Origin of the sequence: Streptomyces sp. NPDC048255 (assembly GCF_040652415.1) — a bacterium.
Lineage (GTDB): Bacteria > Actinomycetota > Actinomycetes > Streptomycetales > Streptomycetaceae > Streptomyces.
Genome location: NZ_JBEZMA010000054.1, coordinates 12,310 through 28,113 on the forward strand (window position 1 = coordinate 12,310; position 15,804 = coordinate 28,113).

The 15,804-nt window shown below is 72.9% G+C and carries 20 protein-coding genes; 2 read left to right on the forward strand and 18 right to left on the reverse strand.

Annotation, left to right across the window (positions count from 1 at the left end; genetic code table 11):
• Positions 1-29: 29 nt before the first annotated feature.
• Positions 30-206 (forward strand): DUF6126 family protein, encoded by a 177-nt coding sequence (locus AB0D94_RS30175; protein WP_362058112.1) that lies wholly within the window; start codon positions 30-32, stop codon positions 204-206.
• Positions 207-259: 53 nt separating this feature from the next.
• A complete protein-coding gene (locus tag AB0D94_RS30180; RefSeq protein WP_362058115.1) occupies positions 260-799 on the forward strand; it encodes a DUF6328 family protein in 540 nt (179 codons plus the stop codon).
• Positions 800-836: 37 nt separating this feature from the next.
• Here AB0D94_RS30180 and AB0D94_RS30185 read toward each other — a convergent pair whose 3' ends face one another.
• The 18 genes from AB0D94_RS30185 to AB0D94_RS30270 form a co-directional block, all read right to left on the reverse strand.
• The gene (locus tag AB0D94_RS30185; RefSeq protein WP_362058118.1) at positions 837-1,088 is read right to left on the reverse strand and encodes a DUF6158 family protein; all 252 of its coding nucleotides are present in this window, start codon (positions 1,086-1,088) and stop codon (positions 837-839) included.
• A 28-nt stretch (positions 1,089-1,116) separates the two neighbouring features.
• The gene (locus tag AB0D94_RS30190) at positions 1,117-1,647 is read right to left on the reverse strand and encodes a hypothetical protein (protein WP_362058122.1); all 531 of its coding nucleotides are present in this window, start codon (positions 1,645-1,647) and stop codon (positions 1,117-1,119) included.
• Positions 1,640-2,188: a hypothetical protein gene (locus AB0D94_RS30195; RefSeq protein ID WP_362058125.1), complete on the reverse strand. Its 549-nt coding sequence runs from the start codon at positions 2,186-2,188 to the stop codon at positions 1,640-1,642. Before AB0D94_RS30195 ends, AB0D94_RS30190 begins: the two co-directional genes overlap by 8 nt.
• A 75-nt stretch (positions 2,189-2,263) precedes the next feature.
• On the reverse strand, positions 2,264-2,797 hold the full coding sequence (locus tag AB0D94_RS30200; RefSeq protein ID WP_362058128.1) for a type 1 glutamine amidotransferase domain-containing protein: 534 nt from the start codon (positions 2,795-2,797) through the stop codon (positions 2,264-2,266).
• Positions 2,798-2,820: 23 nt separating this feature from the next.
• Positions 2,821-2,997, reverse strand: coding sequence for a hypothetical protein (locus tag AB0D94_RS30205; RefSeq protein WP_362058131.1), 177 nt, complete (start codon positions 2,995-2,997; stop codon positions 2,821-2,823).
• A 51-nt stretch (positions 2,998-3,048) separates the two neighbouring features.
• On the reverse strand, positions 3,049-3,399 hold the full coding sequence (locus AB0D94_RS30210; RefSeq protein WP_362058134.1) for a PRC-barrel domain containing protein: 351 nt from the start codon (positions 3,397-3,399) through the stop codon (positions 3,049-3,051).
• A 113-nt stretch (positions 3,400-3,512) separates the two neighbouring features.
• The gene (hypE, locus tag AB0D94_RS30215) at positions 3,513-4,574 is read right to left on the reverse strand and encodes a hydrogenase expression/formation protein HypE (protein ID WP_362058137.1); all 1,062 of its coding nucleotides are present in this window, start codon (positions 4,572-4,574) and stop codon (positions 3,513-3,515) included.
• Positions 4,567-5,709 carry a hydrogenase formation protein HypD gene (gene hypD / locus AB0D94_RS30220; RefSeq protein ID WP_362058140.1) on the reverse strand — a complete coding sequence of 381 codons (1,143 nt, stop codon included), beginning with the start codon at positions 5,707-5,709 and terminating at the stop codon, positions 4,567-4,569. Before hypD ends, hypE begins: the two co-directional genes overlap by 8 nt.
• On the reverse strand, positions 5,706-6,047 hold the full coding sequence (locus AB0D94_RS30225) for a HypC/HybG/HupF family hydrogenase formation chaperone (protein ID WP_362058143.1): 342 nt from the start codon (positions 6,045-6,047) through the stop codon (positions 5,706-5,708). Before AB0D94_RS30225 ends, hypD begins: the two co-directional genes overlap by 4 nt.
• A complete protein-coding gene (gene hypF, locus AB0D94_RS30230) occupies positions 6,016-8,394 on the reverse strand; it encodes a carbamoyltransferase HypF (RefSeq protein ID WP_362058146.1) in 2,379 nt (792 codons plus the stop codon). The genes AB0D94_RS30225 and hypF overlap by 32 nt, the downstream gene beginning before the upstream one ends.
• Positions 8,394-9,242, reverse strand: a complete 849-nt coding sequence (hypB, locus tag AB0D94_RS30235; protein ID WP_362058149.1) for a hydrogenase nickel incorporation protein HypB — start codon at positions 9,240-9,242, stop codon at positions 8,394-8,396. The genes hypF and hypB overlap by 1 nt, the downstream gene beginning before the upstream one ends.
• Before the next feature lie 3 nt (positions 9,243-9,245).
• Positions 9,246-9,641 carry a hydrogenase maturation nickel metallochaperone HypA gene (locus AB0D94_RS30240; protein ID WP_362058152.1) on the reverse strand — a complete coding sequence of 132 codons (396 nt, stop codon included), beginning with the start codon at positions 9,639-9,641 and terminating at the stop codon, positions 9,246-9,248.
• A gap of 305 nt (positions 9,642-9,946) precedes the next feature.
• Positions 9,947-10,483: a hydrogenase maturation protease gene (locus tag AB0D94_RS30245; RefSeq protein ID WP_362058155.1), complete on the reverse strand. Its 537-nt coding sequence runs from the start codon at positions 10,481-10,483 to the stop codon at positions 9,947-9,949.
• Positions 10,480-11,916 (reverse strand): hypothetical protein, encoded by a 1,437-nt coding sequence (locus tag AB0D94_RS30250; RefSeq protein ID WP_362058158.1) that lies wholly within the window; start codon positions 11,914-11,916, stop codon positions 10,480-10,482. The genes AB0D94_RS30245 and AB0D94_RS30250 overlap by 4 nt, the downstream gene beginning before the upstream one ends.
• Entirely contained in the window at positions 11,913-12,743 is an 831-nt protein-coding gene (locus AB0D94_RS30255; RefSeq protein WP_362058161.1) for a DUF6084 family protein, read from the reverse strand. The genes AB0D94_RS30250 and AB0D94_RS30255 overlap by 4 nt, the downstream gene beginning before the upstream one ends.
• Positions 12,740-13,438, reverse strand: a complete 699-nt coding sequence (locus AB0D94_RS30260; RefSeq protein WP_362058164.1) for a DUF5947 family protein — start codon at positions 13,436-13,438, stop codon at positions 12,740-12,742. Before AB0D94_RS30260 ends, AB0D94_RS30255 begins: the two co-directional genes overlap by 4 nt.
• Positions 13,435-13,959, reverse strand: a complete 525-nt coding sequence (locus AB0D94_RS30265) for a hypothetical protein (RefSeq protein ID WP_362058167.1) — start codon at positions 13,957-13,959, stop codon at positions 13,435-13,437. The genes AB0D94_RS30260 and AB0D94_RS30265 overlap by 4 nt, the downstream gene beginning before the upstream one ends.
• Complete coding sequence (locus AB0D94_RS30270; protein ID WP_362058170.1) at positions 13,956-15,740, reverse strand: nickel-dependent hydrogenase large subunit; 1,785 nt, start codon at positions 15,738-15,740, stop codon at positions 13,956-13,958. The genes AB0D94_RS30265 and AB0D94_RS30270 overlap by 4 nt, the downstream gene beginning before the upstream one ends.
• Between the last annotated feature and the right edge of the window lie 64 nt (positions 15,741-15,804).

A 15,804-nucleotide genomic window follows, 5' to 3' on the forward strand; every position in this document is an offset into this window, starting at 1 on the left:
TCCCGATCCGCCAGCCGCCAGGAGCCCCCGTGCCGCAGGACCCCGCCGCCGACGCCGCAGCCTCGGCCGCCGAGGCTGCGGCGAAGCACGAGAAGTGGAAGGAGAACGGCGTGGCTCTGCGCGCCTTCTTCTACATCTTCGGCACGCACGTGTTCGCCGGGTTCGTCTGGCTGCTCTTCTACTTGGGGCAGCACGCCGAGAAGTAGCCCCCGGCAGCAGACGCGGCCGGGCGGGACGCCACACCCTTCAGGGAGGCTCCATGCAGGGCAAGGACGAGGTCAGCAGCGAAGAAGGCAGCAGGGACCAGGGCGGCGGGGACAAGGGCAGGGGCCGGAACGAGAGCCCCGAGGAACGCGCCGACCGGCAGTGGCAGGAGCTGGTCCAGGAGATCCGGGTCGCCCAGACCGGTGTGCAGATCCTCTTCGGCTTCCTCCTGACGGTGGTGTTCACCCCGCAGTTCCAAGGGCTCCCGCAGACCGACAAGACGATCTACCTCGTCACCGTCATCCTCGGTTCCCTGGCGACGGGCGCGCTCATCGCCCCCGTAGCCTTCCACCGCATCGTCTCGGGCCGCCGGATCAAGCTCCAGGCGGTCAGCTGGGCCTCTCGCCTCACCTTCGTGGGCATCGTCCTGCTGCTGGCCACCCTGGTGTCGGCCCTCTTCCTGATCCTGCGGGTGGCCACGCACAACGCCCTCGTGCCCTGGCTGGTGGCGGGGGTCGTCGTCTGGTACCTGCTGTGCTGGTTCGTCCTGCCGCTGTGGGCGCGGTTCCGCTACACCAGCGAGGACGCCTCGTAGCCGGTGGGTGTTCGACCGGCTACGGGGCGTCCGCCGGCTACGGGGCCGCCTCGTCCCCGGTACGGGCGCGGGCGCCCGTACGGGTGCGGCCCGGCGTCTGGGCGCGCTGCGGGTGGCGGCGCACGTACTCGTGCTCGAGCTCGTTCATCCGCTGCGTATGGGTGACCAGGGCATCGTCGGACCCGTGCAGCAGGGTCTCGTGGCGCGTACGGTGGATGGCCTCCAGCTCCTTGAGCAGCCGGCCTTCCTCCAGTCCGCGCGCCGACGGACCGCCGTCGTGCTCGGCCATGGCACGTCCACCTCCTCCGCTCAACTGTTCACGTCTTCAGAAGACGGTTGAAGAACGAGCGGTACCGCTGCAACGCCAGCCGCAGATCCTCCGTCGCGACCTGCTCACCGCGGTCCCACTGGGCCTCCAGCCCCTGCTTGTGCTCCGAGAACGTGCGGGCCAGGGTCTGCATCACCTCCGCGACCAGCGTGTCCGCGGACCTGACCGCCTCCTGCGGGTCGTCGACGAAGCGTCCCTGGATCTCGCTCCACGACGTGCGGTACTCCGTCGTTTCCTCCTCGCTGAGGAGGGGTTCGTCCTGGGCCGTCTCGTCCTGGGCCGTCTCGCCGGCGGCGGGCGCTTCGTCCCGCGCCACTCCATCATCCTCCGCACCGGGCTCGTCGTCGCGGTCGGCCGTGGCCTCGCCGGGGTAGACGGGCTGGTCCGTCGCGCCGGCCGCGTCCGTCGAGCCCGTGGCCCCTGTCGCGTCCGTCGCATCCGTTCCGCCGGGGTCGGCTATGTCCTCGGTGGACAGGCGGCCCTCGTCGGGCCGGTCGTTCCAGTCGCCTTGGTCACGCATGTCGTCCGCCTCCTTCGCTCAGCAGTTCGTCGAACAGGGCCCGGTAGTGCACCATCGCCCCGCGGAGCTCCTCGGTCGTCGCCCGGCCCTCGGCACTGCGCTCCTTGACGGCGTGCGCGGCGCGGTAGTGCCCCAGCGTGTCGGCGTGTTCCACCGACAGGTCCCGGACCTGGTCCTCGTATCCGCCGGTCGGATAGCCGCGCTCGCTCATCAGCCGCGACACCAGCTCGTCGGCCTGCGACACGGACCCTTCGGGACCGTCGACGAATCGCTCCTGGACGCCGCTCCACTGGTCCGCGTACTGGCGGCGGCGCTCGGGCGGCAGCTCCTTGATCTCCAGGTCGGCATGGCGTTCCTCGCGGGAGCGCAGTTCGCGCTCGGCCTTCAGCCGGCCGCCTTCCTCCTCCACGGTGCGGGTGTACTCGGGCCCGAACCGGTCCTGCAGGTGTCGCCTGCGGCTCAGCAGCCACAGTCCCGCGACGAGCGCGACGAGTACGAGCGCTGCGGGGACGATGATGGCGATGAGTGTGCTGGTTGACATGGGGGCCTCCATCCCGGGGCCTCGTCGGTTGGCTCTGCGGGCGTCGGCCGACCCACAGCGGTACGTCGTGTTCCGTCAGCCGCCGAACTCGGTGACGAACGCCGCGCAGAAGGCGTCCAGGTCGCCCGGCTTGCGGCTGGTGATCAGCGCGGACGGCCCGGCACGGCAGATGTGGACCTCCTCGTCCACCCAAGTGCCGCCCGCGTTGCGGATGTCCGTCGCGAGGCTCGGCCACGAGGTCAGGGTGCGGCCCCGCAGGACGTCGGCCTCGACGAGCGTCCAGGGTGCGTGGCAGATCGCGGCGACGGGCTTGCCGGCATCGAAGAAGGACCGGGTGAAGCCGACGGCCCGTGCGTTCATCCGCAGCGCGTCGGGGTTGGCGACGCCGCCGGGCAGGACGAGCGCGTCGAAGCCGTCCGCCGTGTCGCCGGCGAGGACGTGGTCGACGGGGTGGGTGCCGGCCTTGTCGAGGTGCCGGAAGGCCTGGACCCGGCCGGGTTTGGTGGAGACCAGCTGGGGGTTCCAGCCGGCTGCGAGTACGGCTTTCCACGGCTCGGTGAGTTCGATCTCCTCGACGCCCTCGGGCGCCGTCAGGAACGCGATGCGCACGTGGGCCACCTCCTTCGGTCGCTTCAGTCGGGCGGCTCCTGCACCGGGGGCCGCTCGCTGGGGGACGGCTCGGCCGGAGCCGGGCCGGGTCCGGGCGGCCGCTCCGCGGGCGCCGGAGAACCGGGCTCCCTGGGCACCGGATCGGGCCGCTCGGGCGTGGGACCGGGGCCCTCGGGTTCCGGTTCGGTGGTCGATTCCATGCGGCTCTCACCTCGGCTGGCTCGGTCCGGGAGCGGCTGCCCCGGTCGCGCTCACATGTGGGGATTCGAGTAGTGCGACTCGATCTGCCGGATGGCGGCGACGTCGTCCTCGGTCTGGCCGCTCCCGAAGTCCGGCGAGTCCTTCACCTGCTGACGCGTGCAGGACAGGTGGACGGCTTCCTCCTGCAGCTCGACGCGGGTGATGAGCCCTGCCGGGATCACCACGCGCCGGCCGAGGATCCACGGGCCGGTGTCGACCACCACGTAGGAGCGGCCGACGTCCTCGGAGTGCTTGTCGATCTTTCCGACCGACCCGTCGGACGCCTCTACCTTGAAGCCGGCGAGATCCATACCGGGCCGGTGGCCCGAATCGCCGCCGAATGCCCAGATGGCGGAGCCCATGACGAACCTCCTTCGCTCTCCCCCTCCGCTCGTCCCGCGCCTACCCGGGGTGCGGCCCCTCATGCGGACGGGTTCGCGGGCCGGGTCCGCCGTCGGGGCGCTCCTGGCACGGCTCAGCAGATGCGCGGCAGTTGCTCCCCGATCGGCAGATCGACCACGCGGGTGCCGCCCAGGCCGGTCCGCGCCACGACGAGGCCCGGGTGGGCATCGACCGCCTCGCCGATCACGGTCGCGCGGCCGCCCAGCGGATGGGCGCGCATGGCGTCGAGGACGGCCTCGGCATGCTGCCGGGGGACGAAGGCCACCAGTTTGCCCTCGTTGGCCACGTACAGCGGGTCGAGGCCGAGGATCGCGCAGGCGTTCGCGACGGCTTCCGGGACCGGGACCCGGCCCTCGTGGATCACGACGCCGGTGCCGGAGGCGGCCGCGATCTCGTTGAGGGAGGCGGCGAGCCCGCCCCGGGTGGGGTCGCGCAGCACGTGGAGGTCCGGGGTGACCGCGAGCATGCTCTGCACCAGGCCGCCGAGTGCCGCGCAGTCGCTCTCGATGTCCACGCCGAATTCCAGGCCCTCGCGGACGCTCATGATCGCCACTCCGTGGAGTCCGATCTCACCGCTGACGATCACCACGTCGCCCGGTACGACGCGCTGCGGGCGCAGGTCCACGCCCTCGGGGATGATCCCGATCCCGGCGGTGTTGATGTAGATCCCGTCGCCGTGGCCGGCTTCGACGACCTTGGTGTCGCCGGTCGCCACCTCCACGCCCGCGGTCCGCGCGGCCGCGCCGAGCGCCTCGGCCACCCGGGCCACCACCGAGACCTCGACGCCCTCTTCGAGGATGAACCCGCAGGACAGGTAGGCGGCTCGGGCTCCGCTCATGGCCAGGTCGTTGACGGTGCCGTTGACCGCCAGGTCGCCGATGCTTCCGCCGGGGAAGAAGAGCGGCCGCACGACGTACGAGTCGGTGGAGAAGGCCAGCCGGACGCCGCCGAGGGTGACGGCGGCGGAGTCCCCGAGCTGGGCGAGCACGTCACCGCCGAAGGCGGGGGCGAAGAGGTGCTCGACCAGTTCGGCGGAGAGGGCGCCCCCGCCGCCGTGGCCCATCACCACCCGCGGCCGGTCGCGCAGCGGGGCCGGACAGGTCCAGCCCGTGATGTCCAGTGCGGTGTCAGGCAACGGGGCTCGCCTCCAGCGGGGCGCTCGGGGTGGTCGGCGCGGCCTTGATCTCCAGCCGCCGGTAGAGGTAGTACGCGGCGCAGGCCCCCTCGCTGGACACCATGGTGGCGCCGAGCGGGCTGCGCGGGGTGCACAGCGTGCCGAAGGCCTCGCACTCGTGCGGCTTGATCAGCCCTTGGAGGACCTCGCCGCTGCGGCATTCGGCCGGTTCGAGGGTGTTGATGCCGGTGACCGAGAAGCGGTGCTCGGCGTCGAAGTCCCGGTAGCGGGCGGACAGCCGCCAGCCGCTGTCGGGGATGACGCCGATGCCGCGCCAGGCCCGGTCGGTGACCTCGAAGACGTCCTCCAGCATGGCGAGGGCCGCCGGGTTGCCCTCCGGGCGGACGGCGCGCGCGTAGGCGTTGTCGACGGTGTGCTCGCCGCGTTCCAGCTGCCGCACGGCCCGTCGTACGCCCTCCAGGATGTCCAGCGGCTCGAAACCGGTCACGACGATCGGCACCCTGTGGCGCGCGGCCAGCTCCGGGTACTCCCCCATGCCCATGACGCTGCACACGTGCCCGGCGGCGAGGAAGCCCTGGACCCGGCAGCTCGGTGACTGCATGATCGCCTCGATCGCCGGGGGCACCCGGACGTGGGACACCAGCAGGCTGAAGTTGGCGATGCCCAGCTTCTTCGCCTGGTACACCGTCATGGCATTGGGCGGTGCGGTGGTCTCGAAGCCGATGCCGAAGAACACCACCTGGCGCCGCGGGTTCTGCTGGGCGATCTTCAGGGCGTCGAGCGGGGAGTAGACCACGCGGACGTCGCCGCCCTCGCTGCGCACCTGGAAGAGGTCGCGGCCGGTGCCCGGGACGCGGAGCATGTCCCCGAAGGAGCAGAAGATCACGTCAGGGCGGGAGGCGATCTCCAGCGCCTTGTCGATGACCTCCAGCGGGGTGACGCACACCGGGCAGCCCGGGCCGTGGATCAACTCGACCTGTTCCGGGAGGAGTTGGTCGATCCCGTGCCGGATGATGGTGTGGGTCTGGCCGCCGCAGACCTCCATCAGGGCCCAGGGGCGGGTCACGGTGGCGTGGATGTCGTCGAGCAGCCGCCGGGCGAGGGCGGGGTCCTGGAATTCCTCGATGTACTTCACTTCTGCGCTTCCTCCTGCGGTGCGGCGGCCCCGGCGGGCTCGTCCGCGAAGGGCCAGTCGTCGGAGCCCGCCGCCGCGGCGGCCTGCTCCCACGGGTCGCCGAACTCCTCCTGGAGCATCCCGAGCTGCGCGAAGAGTTCGAGGGTCTGCCGGGCCGACTCCTCGTCGAGGCGTTGCAGGGCGAATCCCACGTGGACGATGGCGTACTCACCGACCTGGAGGTCCGGCAGGTACTCCAGGCACACCTCCTTCTGCACGCCGCCGAAGTCGACGGTAGCCATGCGGGTGCCGTCCTTCTCCCCGATGTCAAGCACTCTGCCGGGTACCGCCAGGCACATGGGCTTCTCCTTGCTGTGGGTGGTGTTCCAGGACCGCCGCCACCATGAGCTGGCCGAGGGCCAGTCCACCGTCGTTCGGCGGGACGTGGCGGTGGCGCAGGACGGTGAAGCCCCGCTCCCGCAGGGTGCGGGTACAGGCGGAGGAGAGCAGCGTGTTGGCGAAGACCCCGCCGGTCAGGGCGACCGTGTCCAGACCGGACCGCTCGCGTGCCAGCCCGCAGAGGGTGCCTACCAGCTCGGCGACGCAGGAGTGGAAGCGGGCGGCGATCAGGGCGGGGTCCACGCCCGCGCGTACGTCGGCCACCACGGCGGCCAGTACGGGCGCCGGGTCGGCGGTGACCGGGGCCCCAGCCGGGTCCGGCGGGACGCGCAGCGCGAAGGCATAGCCAGGGCCGGGGCCCGTCCCCTGCGCGGTGACGGCGGCGCCCTCCAGCTCGATCGCGGCCTGGGCCTCGTATCCGGCGTGCTGGCAGATGCCCGCCAGGGAGGAGACCGCATCGAAGAGGCGGCCCATGCTGGAGGTGGGCACACAGTTCAGGTTCCGCTCCAACTGGCGTGTCAGAACCCGCAGTTCGCCGGGCGGGCAGGCCTCCGTACAGGGCAGGCCGGGCAGCCCGCCGATGCCCGCGGCGCGCAGGTGGGACAGCGCCATGCGGTAGGGCCGGTGCACGGCGGCGTCGCCGCCCGGCAGCGGGACGTACGCGAGGTGGGCGAAGCGGGTGTACCCGGCGTAGTCCGCGAGGAGGAACTCGCCGCCCCACACCGCGCAGTCGTCGCCGTAGCCTGTGCCGTCGAAGGCCACGCCGATCACCCGCCGCCCGCCGTCCAGCCCGTTCTCGGCCATCGCCGAGGCGACGTGCGCGTGATGGTGCTGTACGCGGACCAGCGGCCGGGCGCCGGCGGCGCGCCGGGCCCACTGCCCGGAGCGGTATCCGGGGTGCCGGTCGGCGGCCAGCAGCGTGGGGGTGACGCCGGTGACGGACTCCAACTGCCGCTCGGCCCGCTCGAAGGCGTACTGCGTGGCGAGGTCGTCCATGTCTCCGATGTGCGCGGACAGCCAGGCCCGGCGCCCTTCGCCGAGGCAGAAGGTGTTCTTCAGGTCTCCCCCGGCGGCGAGGGTCGCGGGCACCGGGAGCGGCAGGGCGACGGGCAGCGGGGCGTACCCGCGGGAGCGCCGCAGGGTCAGCGGCTCGCCGTCGCAGACGCGCACGACGGAGTCGTCGCAGGGCACGTGGATGGGCCGGTCGTGCGTGAGCCAGGCGTCGGCGATGCCCGCGAGCCGGTCCAGGGCTTCGCCGTCGTCCGTGACGATCGGTTCCCCCGCGAGGTTGCCGCTGGTCATCACGAGCAGACGGGGTCCGGGAGGGTCACCGGGCAGGCCGAGCAGCAGGTGGTGGACGGGGGTGTACGGGAGCATCACGCCGAGGTCGGGGCAGCGCGGGGCGATCGCCTCGGCCGCTCCCTGCGCCCCGGCCCGGCGGCGCAGCAGCACGATCGGGCGGACGCCCCCGGTGAGCAGGCTCCGTTCCTCGGGGCCGAGGTGCACGAGGTGCTCGACGTCGGCGGGTTCACGGGCCATCAGGGCGAACGGCTTGTCCCCGCGGCCCTTGCGCCGGCGCAGCTCGGCGACGGCTCCGGCCTGGCCGGCGTCGCAGGCGAGGTGGTAGCCGCCGAGCCCCTTGACCGCCAGGATCGCCCCGGCGGCGAGCAGCCTGCGGGCCTCGGCCAGCGGGTCGGCGCCCGACGCGGCCTCGCGGGGCGGGTGCCCGGTGAGCAGGCGCAGCCGGGGTCCGCAGGCCGGGCAGGCCACGGGCTGGGCGTGGAAGCGGCGGTCGGCGGGGTCCGCGTACTCCCGGGCGCAGTCGGCGCACATCGGGAACCGGGCCATGGTGGTGTGGGCGCGGTCGTACGGCAGGCCGGTGACGATGGTGAAGCGCGGCCCGCAGTGGGTGCAGGTGATGAAGGGGTGCCGGTGGCGCCGGTCGGCCGGGTCCGTCAGCTCGGCGAGGCAGTCGGCGCAGGTGGCCACGTCCGGCGAGACCAGGGTCCGGGCGAGCCCGCCGGTGCGGGAGGCGACGATGCTGAACCCGGAGCCGCCCGCGACGGGCACTTCGCAGTGGTCGACGGTGTCCACCACGGCGAGCGGGGGCGCCTCCGCGGCGAGCCGGTCGCAGAATTCCGAGACGGCCGCGGGGGCGCCCTCGACCTCGGCGACGACGCCCTCGGGGGTGTTGGTCACGTGCCCGGCGAGACCGAGGCCGGTGGCGCGGGTGTACACGTAGGGCCGGAAGCCGACGCCCTGTACCACCCCCCGGACGGTGACCCGGCGGCGCTGCACCGCATCCATCAACGGGTCTGCGCCACGGCGGGGTGTGCGTGCGGAGGAAGGCCGTCGTGGTCGTGATCGTGCTCGTGGCCCGGCCCGTGGTCGTGCCCGTGGTCGTGGTCGTGGTCACGGGCACCGTGGTGGTGCCCGTGCCCGTGCCCGCCGTCCTGCCGGTACTGCTGTTGCTGCGCCATGACCGGCGCGTGCGTCTTCGCGCCCGCCCCGACGGCCAGCGCCCGGTCGAGCAGGACGCCCGCCCCCTCGTCCGAGCGGGCCGAGGTGAGCACCACCTCCACCCCGGGATTGACCCGTTGCACGTTCGCGCGGAAGGCGGCCTCGTCGAAGCCGACGGCGCGCGCGATGTCCGTCTTGGTCACCACCACCAGCTGGGCCAGCCCGAAGGCGGTCGGGTACTTCAGCGGCTTGTCCTCCCCCTCGGTCACCGACGCGAGCACCACGCGCAGGGATTCCCCGAGGTCGTAGGAGGCCGGGCAGACCAGGTTGCCGACGTTCTCCACGAACAGCAGCCGGGTGTCCTCGGGCAGCCATCCGTCCAGGTGGCGGCTGAGCATCACCGCCTCCAGGTGGCAGAGCCCGTCGGTCAGCACCTGCTTGACCGGTACGCCGGAACGGGCCAGCCGTACCGCGTCGTTCTCGGTGGCGAGGTCGGCGGTGAGTGCGGCGACGCCGATTCCGCGCTCCCGGGCGAGGAGCAGTTCGCGTTCCAGCAGCGCCGTCTTCCCGCTGCCCGGACTGGAGAGGAGGTTGACGGTGACGGTTCCGCGGGCGGTGAGTTCGGCGCGCAGGGCGTGCGCCGCCTCGTCGTTCTTGGCGAGTACCGCCTGCCGCAGATCGACCACTCGGCACATGGTTCAGGCCTCCTCGGGGATCGGTTCGCGGGGGTGCGCGGGGGCGGGGCCGTCCTCCCACCGCACGCTGAGGATCTGCAGCTCACGGCCCGAGAGCAGGGTGACGTCGGTGGCCCGGCCGCAGCCGGGGCAGCACAGTTCGGGTGGCATGCCCACCGGCCACTCGGCCGTACAGGTACCGCAGCGGGCGCGGGCCGGCACGGACTCCGTGGTGAGGGCGGCGCCTTCCAGGACGGTGCCGGCGCAGGCCAGTTCGAAGCAGAAGGCCAGGGCGTCGGGCACCACGCCCGCCAGCTCGCCGACCTGGAGCCGTACGGCGCTCACCGCACCCGCGCCACCGGCCCGCGCGGCCTCTTCCACCTGGCCCACGACGGCCATGGCGATCGACATCTCGTGCATCGGACTCCGTCCTGCCGGGGCTCATTAGACCGGCCGGACGGGGGCGTGGCGCTCGGCACGCCGACCCTCCGCGCGCCCCGTACGCCATTCGGGCGCCGGGACGTCGCCCGGGCGGGCCGGGCCGTGCGGGCCCGTGCCAGGCCGCGCCGCGCCGGGCTGTGCCACGCCGTCAAGGGCCCGGCGCGGCCGGGGAGGACCCGCGCGTCACATCCGGCGCATGCGGAGGTAGCGCCTGATGTCAGGGAGGACCTGCTTCAGTACGGCGGCGAGGGCGGCGGCGGTCGCGCCGCCGATGAGGGCCTTCTTCATGGGGTTCTCCTCAGTTCACGGCGGGGCCGGTCGTCCTCGGGGCTGGTGTCGGCCTCGTCCCGGAGCAGTTCCAGGACCGCGCGTACGGCCTCCGGCACCGCGGCGGCGACCGGTGCGCTGAGCCCGATGCCCTCCTCGACGCAGGCGGGTTCGCACCCGAGGACCAGGGTGCGCCGGGGCGGTGTGGAACCGGTCCCGGCGCACAGGGTGCCCAGCAGGGCGAGGACGGCGTCGGGGGACATGTGGTGGCCGTCGAGCACGGCGCCGCCGGCTCCGGCCCGGCCGGGTTCGCCGGCCTCGATCAGGTAGAGCGTGCCGGGGGCGCCGCCGCGGGCCGCGGCGTCGACCAGGACGAGGGTGTCGTAGCCGTCGAGGAGCTGGTAGGCGAGGTGGACGCCGCGTACGCCGAAGTCCACCACCTCGACGTCGGCGGGCAGTCGGTGCGAGGCCAGGGCCCGCACGGTCTCGACGCCGAAGCCGTCGTCGCCGAGGAAGACGTTGCCGATGCCCGCGACGAGCGTTCTGCCGCTCATACGTCCTCCAGGGGGGTGACCTCGTCGGGCTGGAAGTACAGGAAGCGGCCCTGTTCCCGGCGGATGTCCGCGCCCGGGTCGCCCTCCACGGTGACGGCGAGGTGCACTCCCCCGTCGACGTCGTGCAGGACGGCCTCGACCAGGGCCGTGCTGCCCTGGAGGAAGAGGTCCTGGGCGTCGGTGCGGCGCAGGCCGGGGCGGAGCAGTACCCGGCTGCCCACGCCCACCGAGGCGCCGCCGATCGTGATCCGGTCCCGGGCCGGGTCGGCGGTGTCGGCCCGGGCCGGGTCCCACCACGGGGTGTCGGGCCTGAACACCGCGTCCTCGTCCGGGAGTCCGGTCGGCGTCCCGGGGGGTTCGCGGAACTCCGGGGGCCCGTCCGGGCCGGTGATCTCCCGCAGGGCGCGGACCGCCCCGTGCAGCCGTTCCAGCACCTCGGGCGGCATCGAGTCGGCCAGGTCGATGACGGCGGCCGCGCGGGCGTCCGTCCCGCGTGCCTCGCGCTTCTCCTGGTCGGTCAGGGCCGCCGTGCGCAGCGCGAGGATCTCGTCGATCTCGGTCGCGTCGTACATCGCGCCGGCGCTCTCGGGGGCGATGGCCGGATGGTCCTCCAGGATGATCGGCGAGGACAGCACCACGTCGGCGCGGCCGCCCTCACCGGCGAGGACCGGCCAGGTGCGCAGGTTGACGCAGTCCGCGACCGCTCCCCTGGCCCATTCGGGCGGGTCGGTCAGGGACAGGAAGGAGCCCGCGCTCAGGCCGAGCATGAGGTGGGCGGAGACCAGCGAGCGGGGCAGGGCGGCGTCGCGGTCGGCGTCCCGGTCCGCCGGCCTCCAGGGGCTGGTGTTCTCGACGACGGCGGTGAGTCTGAACACCCGGTAGGCGCCGTCGAGTTCGGTGGCGCGCAGCCGTACGACGCCCTCGGCCTCCTCGGTGCGCCGCAGCAGTCGGCCCACCACCCGGCCCTCGGTGTCCAGGACGGGTTCGGTCTCCTCGCCCGCGGGGAGCCGGAAGGGCAGGGTGACGCCCTCCCCCGCCAGCTCGGCCACGGGGACCAGGAGTTCGACGCGTTCCTCGGCGCCCTCGTCCCAGGGGACGAGCACCCGGTCGGCCAGGTGCAGTTCGGTGACCTCGGCGAAGGTGCCGTCGTCCCGGGCATGCTCGACCGTACGGCGGCGCGCGTGCAGGAAGCGCAGCTCCACCGCCAGCGTCGCGTCGCCCTTGGGCTCCATCAGCAGCTCGGTCTGCTGGAGGGAGTGTTCGTCGTGCGCGGGGCCCCACGCGGGCGGTACGAGTACGCCGAACTGCCAGCGCAGCCGGTTCTTGGCCGCCGAGGCCCGGTACGGGTACAGCACGTAGCCCTCGAAGAGGACGGCGTCGGCCACCTGCCGGGCGGTGGCGAAGCGGGCCGCGGGAGCGGTCGTCGTGGTCATGGCGCGGTCCTCCCGGTGACGCCCGGGACCGCTCCGCCGAGCCGGAGTCCGGCCACCGGCGGGGGTTTCGCGGTGTCCGCCGCGTCGAGCAGGGCCCGTACGGTCGCCTCCCACGAGGCGAGCGCGTGCCGCGAGCGGAAGGCCAGCAGTTCGGCCATGGTGTCGCGGGGCAGCCTGAGCCAGCCGCAGCCCGGGAAGTGCTGTTCGACCATCTCGCGCCACACGGCCACCGGCATCCGGTACGAGGCCTCGCGGTCCCAGGGCACGGGCTCGACGCGGAACCCGCCGGCGCCGGTGAAGGCCGTGCCGGAGAACAGCATCAGCAGGGGCACTTCGCCCGCCTCCAGGGCGCTGAAGTACCGCGAGGCCGCGATGTCCATGTCGTAGCTGCACGGCACGACCAGGTCCGTCTCGGTCTCCCCGGTGAAGCTGGGCACCATGACCGCGACCTGGGCGAACTGCACGGGCTGGAGGGTGGTGCCCCAGCGGGAGCGTTCGCCGAAGAGGTCGGCGAGGCCCTCGGCCTCGGCCGGGCCGTAGCGGCGCCTGGCCGGTTCGATCCGGAGCTGGCAGCGCAGGGCGAGGGCGTGCACCCGGGTGTCCGGGTCGGCGGTGACGCGCAGCCGGAAGACGAGGGTGGGCCCGGCGGCGTAGGCGTCGGCGCGCACTCCGGTGCAGGTGAAGGTGAGGTTCGCCGGCCCCGGCGTGGCTGCTGTTGTGACGGACGCGGCTGTTGTGGCGGCCGGGGCAGCCGGGACGGCGGTTCCTGTCGCAGCGGTCACGGCGGACGTGGCGGTCGTAGGGGTCGTAGCGGTCGTCTCGGTCATGACAGCCGCGCCTCCGCCCCCGCCTCGGCCCCGGCCCCGGCCCCGGCCGGTACCTTGGCCCGGCGCTCGACCTGCTCGAAGAAGGTGCGCAGCGCGGCCCGGGCCTCCGCCCCGCCGTCGAAGCCCTGCCACAGCAGCCGCATCCGCCCCACCAGCTCGTAGCAGATGTCGATCGGCACCAGGTAGCACTCGGTCCGGCCCTCGGAACGGCGCAGCAGCAGCGCCTCCACGTCGGGTTCGAGCAGGCCGGAGAGCCGGCCCGCGCCGAGCACGGTCTGCCAGGTCTCCGGGTCGAGTTCGCTCTCGGTGGCCCCGGCCGGGCTCGGGTAGAGGGCGACCAGCCGGTCGAGCGCGGCGTTGCGGAAGAAGAACGCGACGCCGACCGGGATCTGCAGGAGTTCCCAGGCACCGTCGTCGAGCCGGTGGGAAGGGTCGGTGAGGTAGCGGTCCGGGACGGCGCGGAAGCGCCCGGTCTTCGCGCCCGGCCGGTCGAACAGCAGGGCGCAGGCGGTGCAGGCGCAGACCAGGGCCCGCTTCTCGGTCTCCACCAGGTGGCGGTGGCCGTCCTCGGCCACCGCCGTCCCGCACAGTTCGCAGCGTTCCGGGCGGGGTTCGCGCGCGCCGGTGAACCGGCGCAGGCCGCTCACGCCGCTCCGGACGCCCGGGGCGCCGGTGCGCGCCGCGGGCCCGTTCACGGCACCCGTGCCGGAGCGGGCGGGCGGGTGGAGATCTGGAGCAGCGCCGGCGGCGGGGCGGCCGCCGCTTCCAGCTCCACCCGGGTCACCTCGGGCGCGAAGCAGGCCAGGGCCTCCTCTACGTCCCGCTGGGCCGACCCGGTGGTTCCGGAGCATCCGCACCCACCGCCGGTGGCCGCGGGGCGCAGCCGCAGGACGCCGGTGGCCTCGTCGAACCCGAGCAGTTCCACCGGGTCGCCCGTGCTGTCCAGGGCGCGGCGGATCCGGGTGCGGACGTCCTCGGGGTGCAGGTCGTGCAGGGCGAGCAGGCTCGCCACGAGTTCGTCGTCGAGCAGGGGGCCGAGGGGGCCCTCGCCGAGCCGTTCGAGGATCCGGGCGAGCCCGGCCCCGTAGAACTCCATGAGGACGCGCACCAGTTCCTCGGCGGCCTCGCAGGCCTGGCGGTCGCCGGTGGCGGCCAGCCGGTCGAGGATCTCCTCGACCTGGCGGCCCGCCCGCTGCGCATCGGCGGCCGCGCTCATCCGCCCAGTCCGCTCAGGCCGGTGGGCACGTGCATCTGCTTGACCGTCTTGCCGGGGCCGACGTACATGTGGACGCCGCAGGGCAGACAGGGGTCGAAGCTGCGGACGGCGCGCATGATGTCGATGCCCTTGAAGTTCTCCGGGGTGTTCTCCTCGAAGATCGGGGTGTTCTGGACGGCGTCCTCGTACGGTCCCGGTGTGCCGAAGGTGTCGCGGGTGCTGGCGTTCCAGGGGGTCGGCGGATACGGGTGGTAGTTCGCGATCTTGCCGTCGCGGATCACCATGTGGTGCGAGAGGACGCCCCGTACGGCCTCGGTGAAGCCGACGCCGAGGCCCTCGTCCGGGACCTCGAACTTCTCCCAGGTCTGGGTGCGTCCGGCGCGGACCTCCGCCAGGCCCTTCTCGGCGCAGTGCAGCGCGATGGCGGCCGCGTACGCCTGGAAGTAGGTGCGGGCGCGGTTGCGTTCCAGCGCGTTGCTCCACTTCGGGATCTTCCACTCGAAGCGGGTCTCGGGCTTGGTCATCGTCTTGGGCAGGGTGATGACCACGCTGTGGCCGGTCGCCTGCACGTAGTCGGTGTGGACCAGCCCGGACAGGGCCGTCGACCACAGGCGCGCGATGGGGCCGCCGCCGGTGTCCAGCGCGAGGTGGTCCTTGCCGTCGAACCAGCGGGGCGACATCACCCAGCTGTACTTGTCGTCGAAGTTCCGTTTCTGCGGAGCGGGGATGGTGTGCTGGTTCCACGGGTGGCGGGGGTCGACCGGGTTGCCCAGCGGGTCGTGCCGGACGAACTGCTCCTGGCCCGCCCAGTCGTCGTAGTACGAGCTGCCCAGCAGGATCCGGATGCCGAGGTTGATCTCGGTGAGGTCGTTGGTCACCAGTTTGCCGTCGACGATGACGCCCGGGGTGACGAACATCTTCCGTCCCCAGTCGGTCATGTTGGCGTAGGTGAAGTCGCAGTACTCGGGGTCGTTGAGCGCGCCCCAGCAGCCGAGGAGCACCCGCCGGCGGCCGACCTCCTCGTAGCCGGGGAGGGCCTCGTAGAAGAAGTCGAAGAGGTCGTCGTGGAGGGGGACGACCCGCTTCATGAACTCGCAGTACCGCATGAGGCGGCTCATGTAGTCCGTGAAGAGCTGGACGGAGGCGATGGTGCCGACACCGCCCGGGTAGAGCGTGGAGGGGTGCACGTGGCGGCCCTCCATCAGGCAGAACATCTCCCGGGTGTAGCGGCTGACCTGGAGGGCCTCGCGGTAGAACTCGCCCTCGATGGGGTTGAGGGAGCGCATGATGTCGGCGATGGTCTTGAAGCCGTGGTCGCCCGCGTGCGGGGCCGGGGTGCGCTCGGCGAGTTCCAGGACCCCGGGGTTGGTCTCGCGGACCATCTTCTCGCAGTAGTCGACCCCGACCAGGTTCTCCTGGAAGATGTTGTGGTCGAACATGTACTCCGCCGACTCGCCGAGGTTGATGATCCACTCGGCGAGGTGCGGGGGCTTCACCCCGTAGGCCATGTTCTGCGCGTACACGGAGCAGGTGGCGTGGTTGTCGCCGCAGATCCCGCAGATGCGGCTGGTGATGAAGTGAGCGTCGCGGGGGTCCTTGCCGCGCATGAAGACGCTGTAGCCGCGGAAGACCGACGAGGTGCTGTAGCACTCCGCGACCCGCTTCTGCTTGAAGTCGATCTTCGTGTGGATGCCGAGGCTGCCCACGATCCGGGTGATCGGATCCCAGGCCATCTCCACCAGGCCGCTGCCGTCTCCGGCCGCCTTCGTCTTCGGTGCCATCGTGTCTGCCGTGACCCTTCTCTTCTGAGCGGGAGTTGGTGCGCTGGGGACGTGGCGGGCGTGC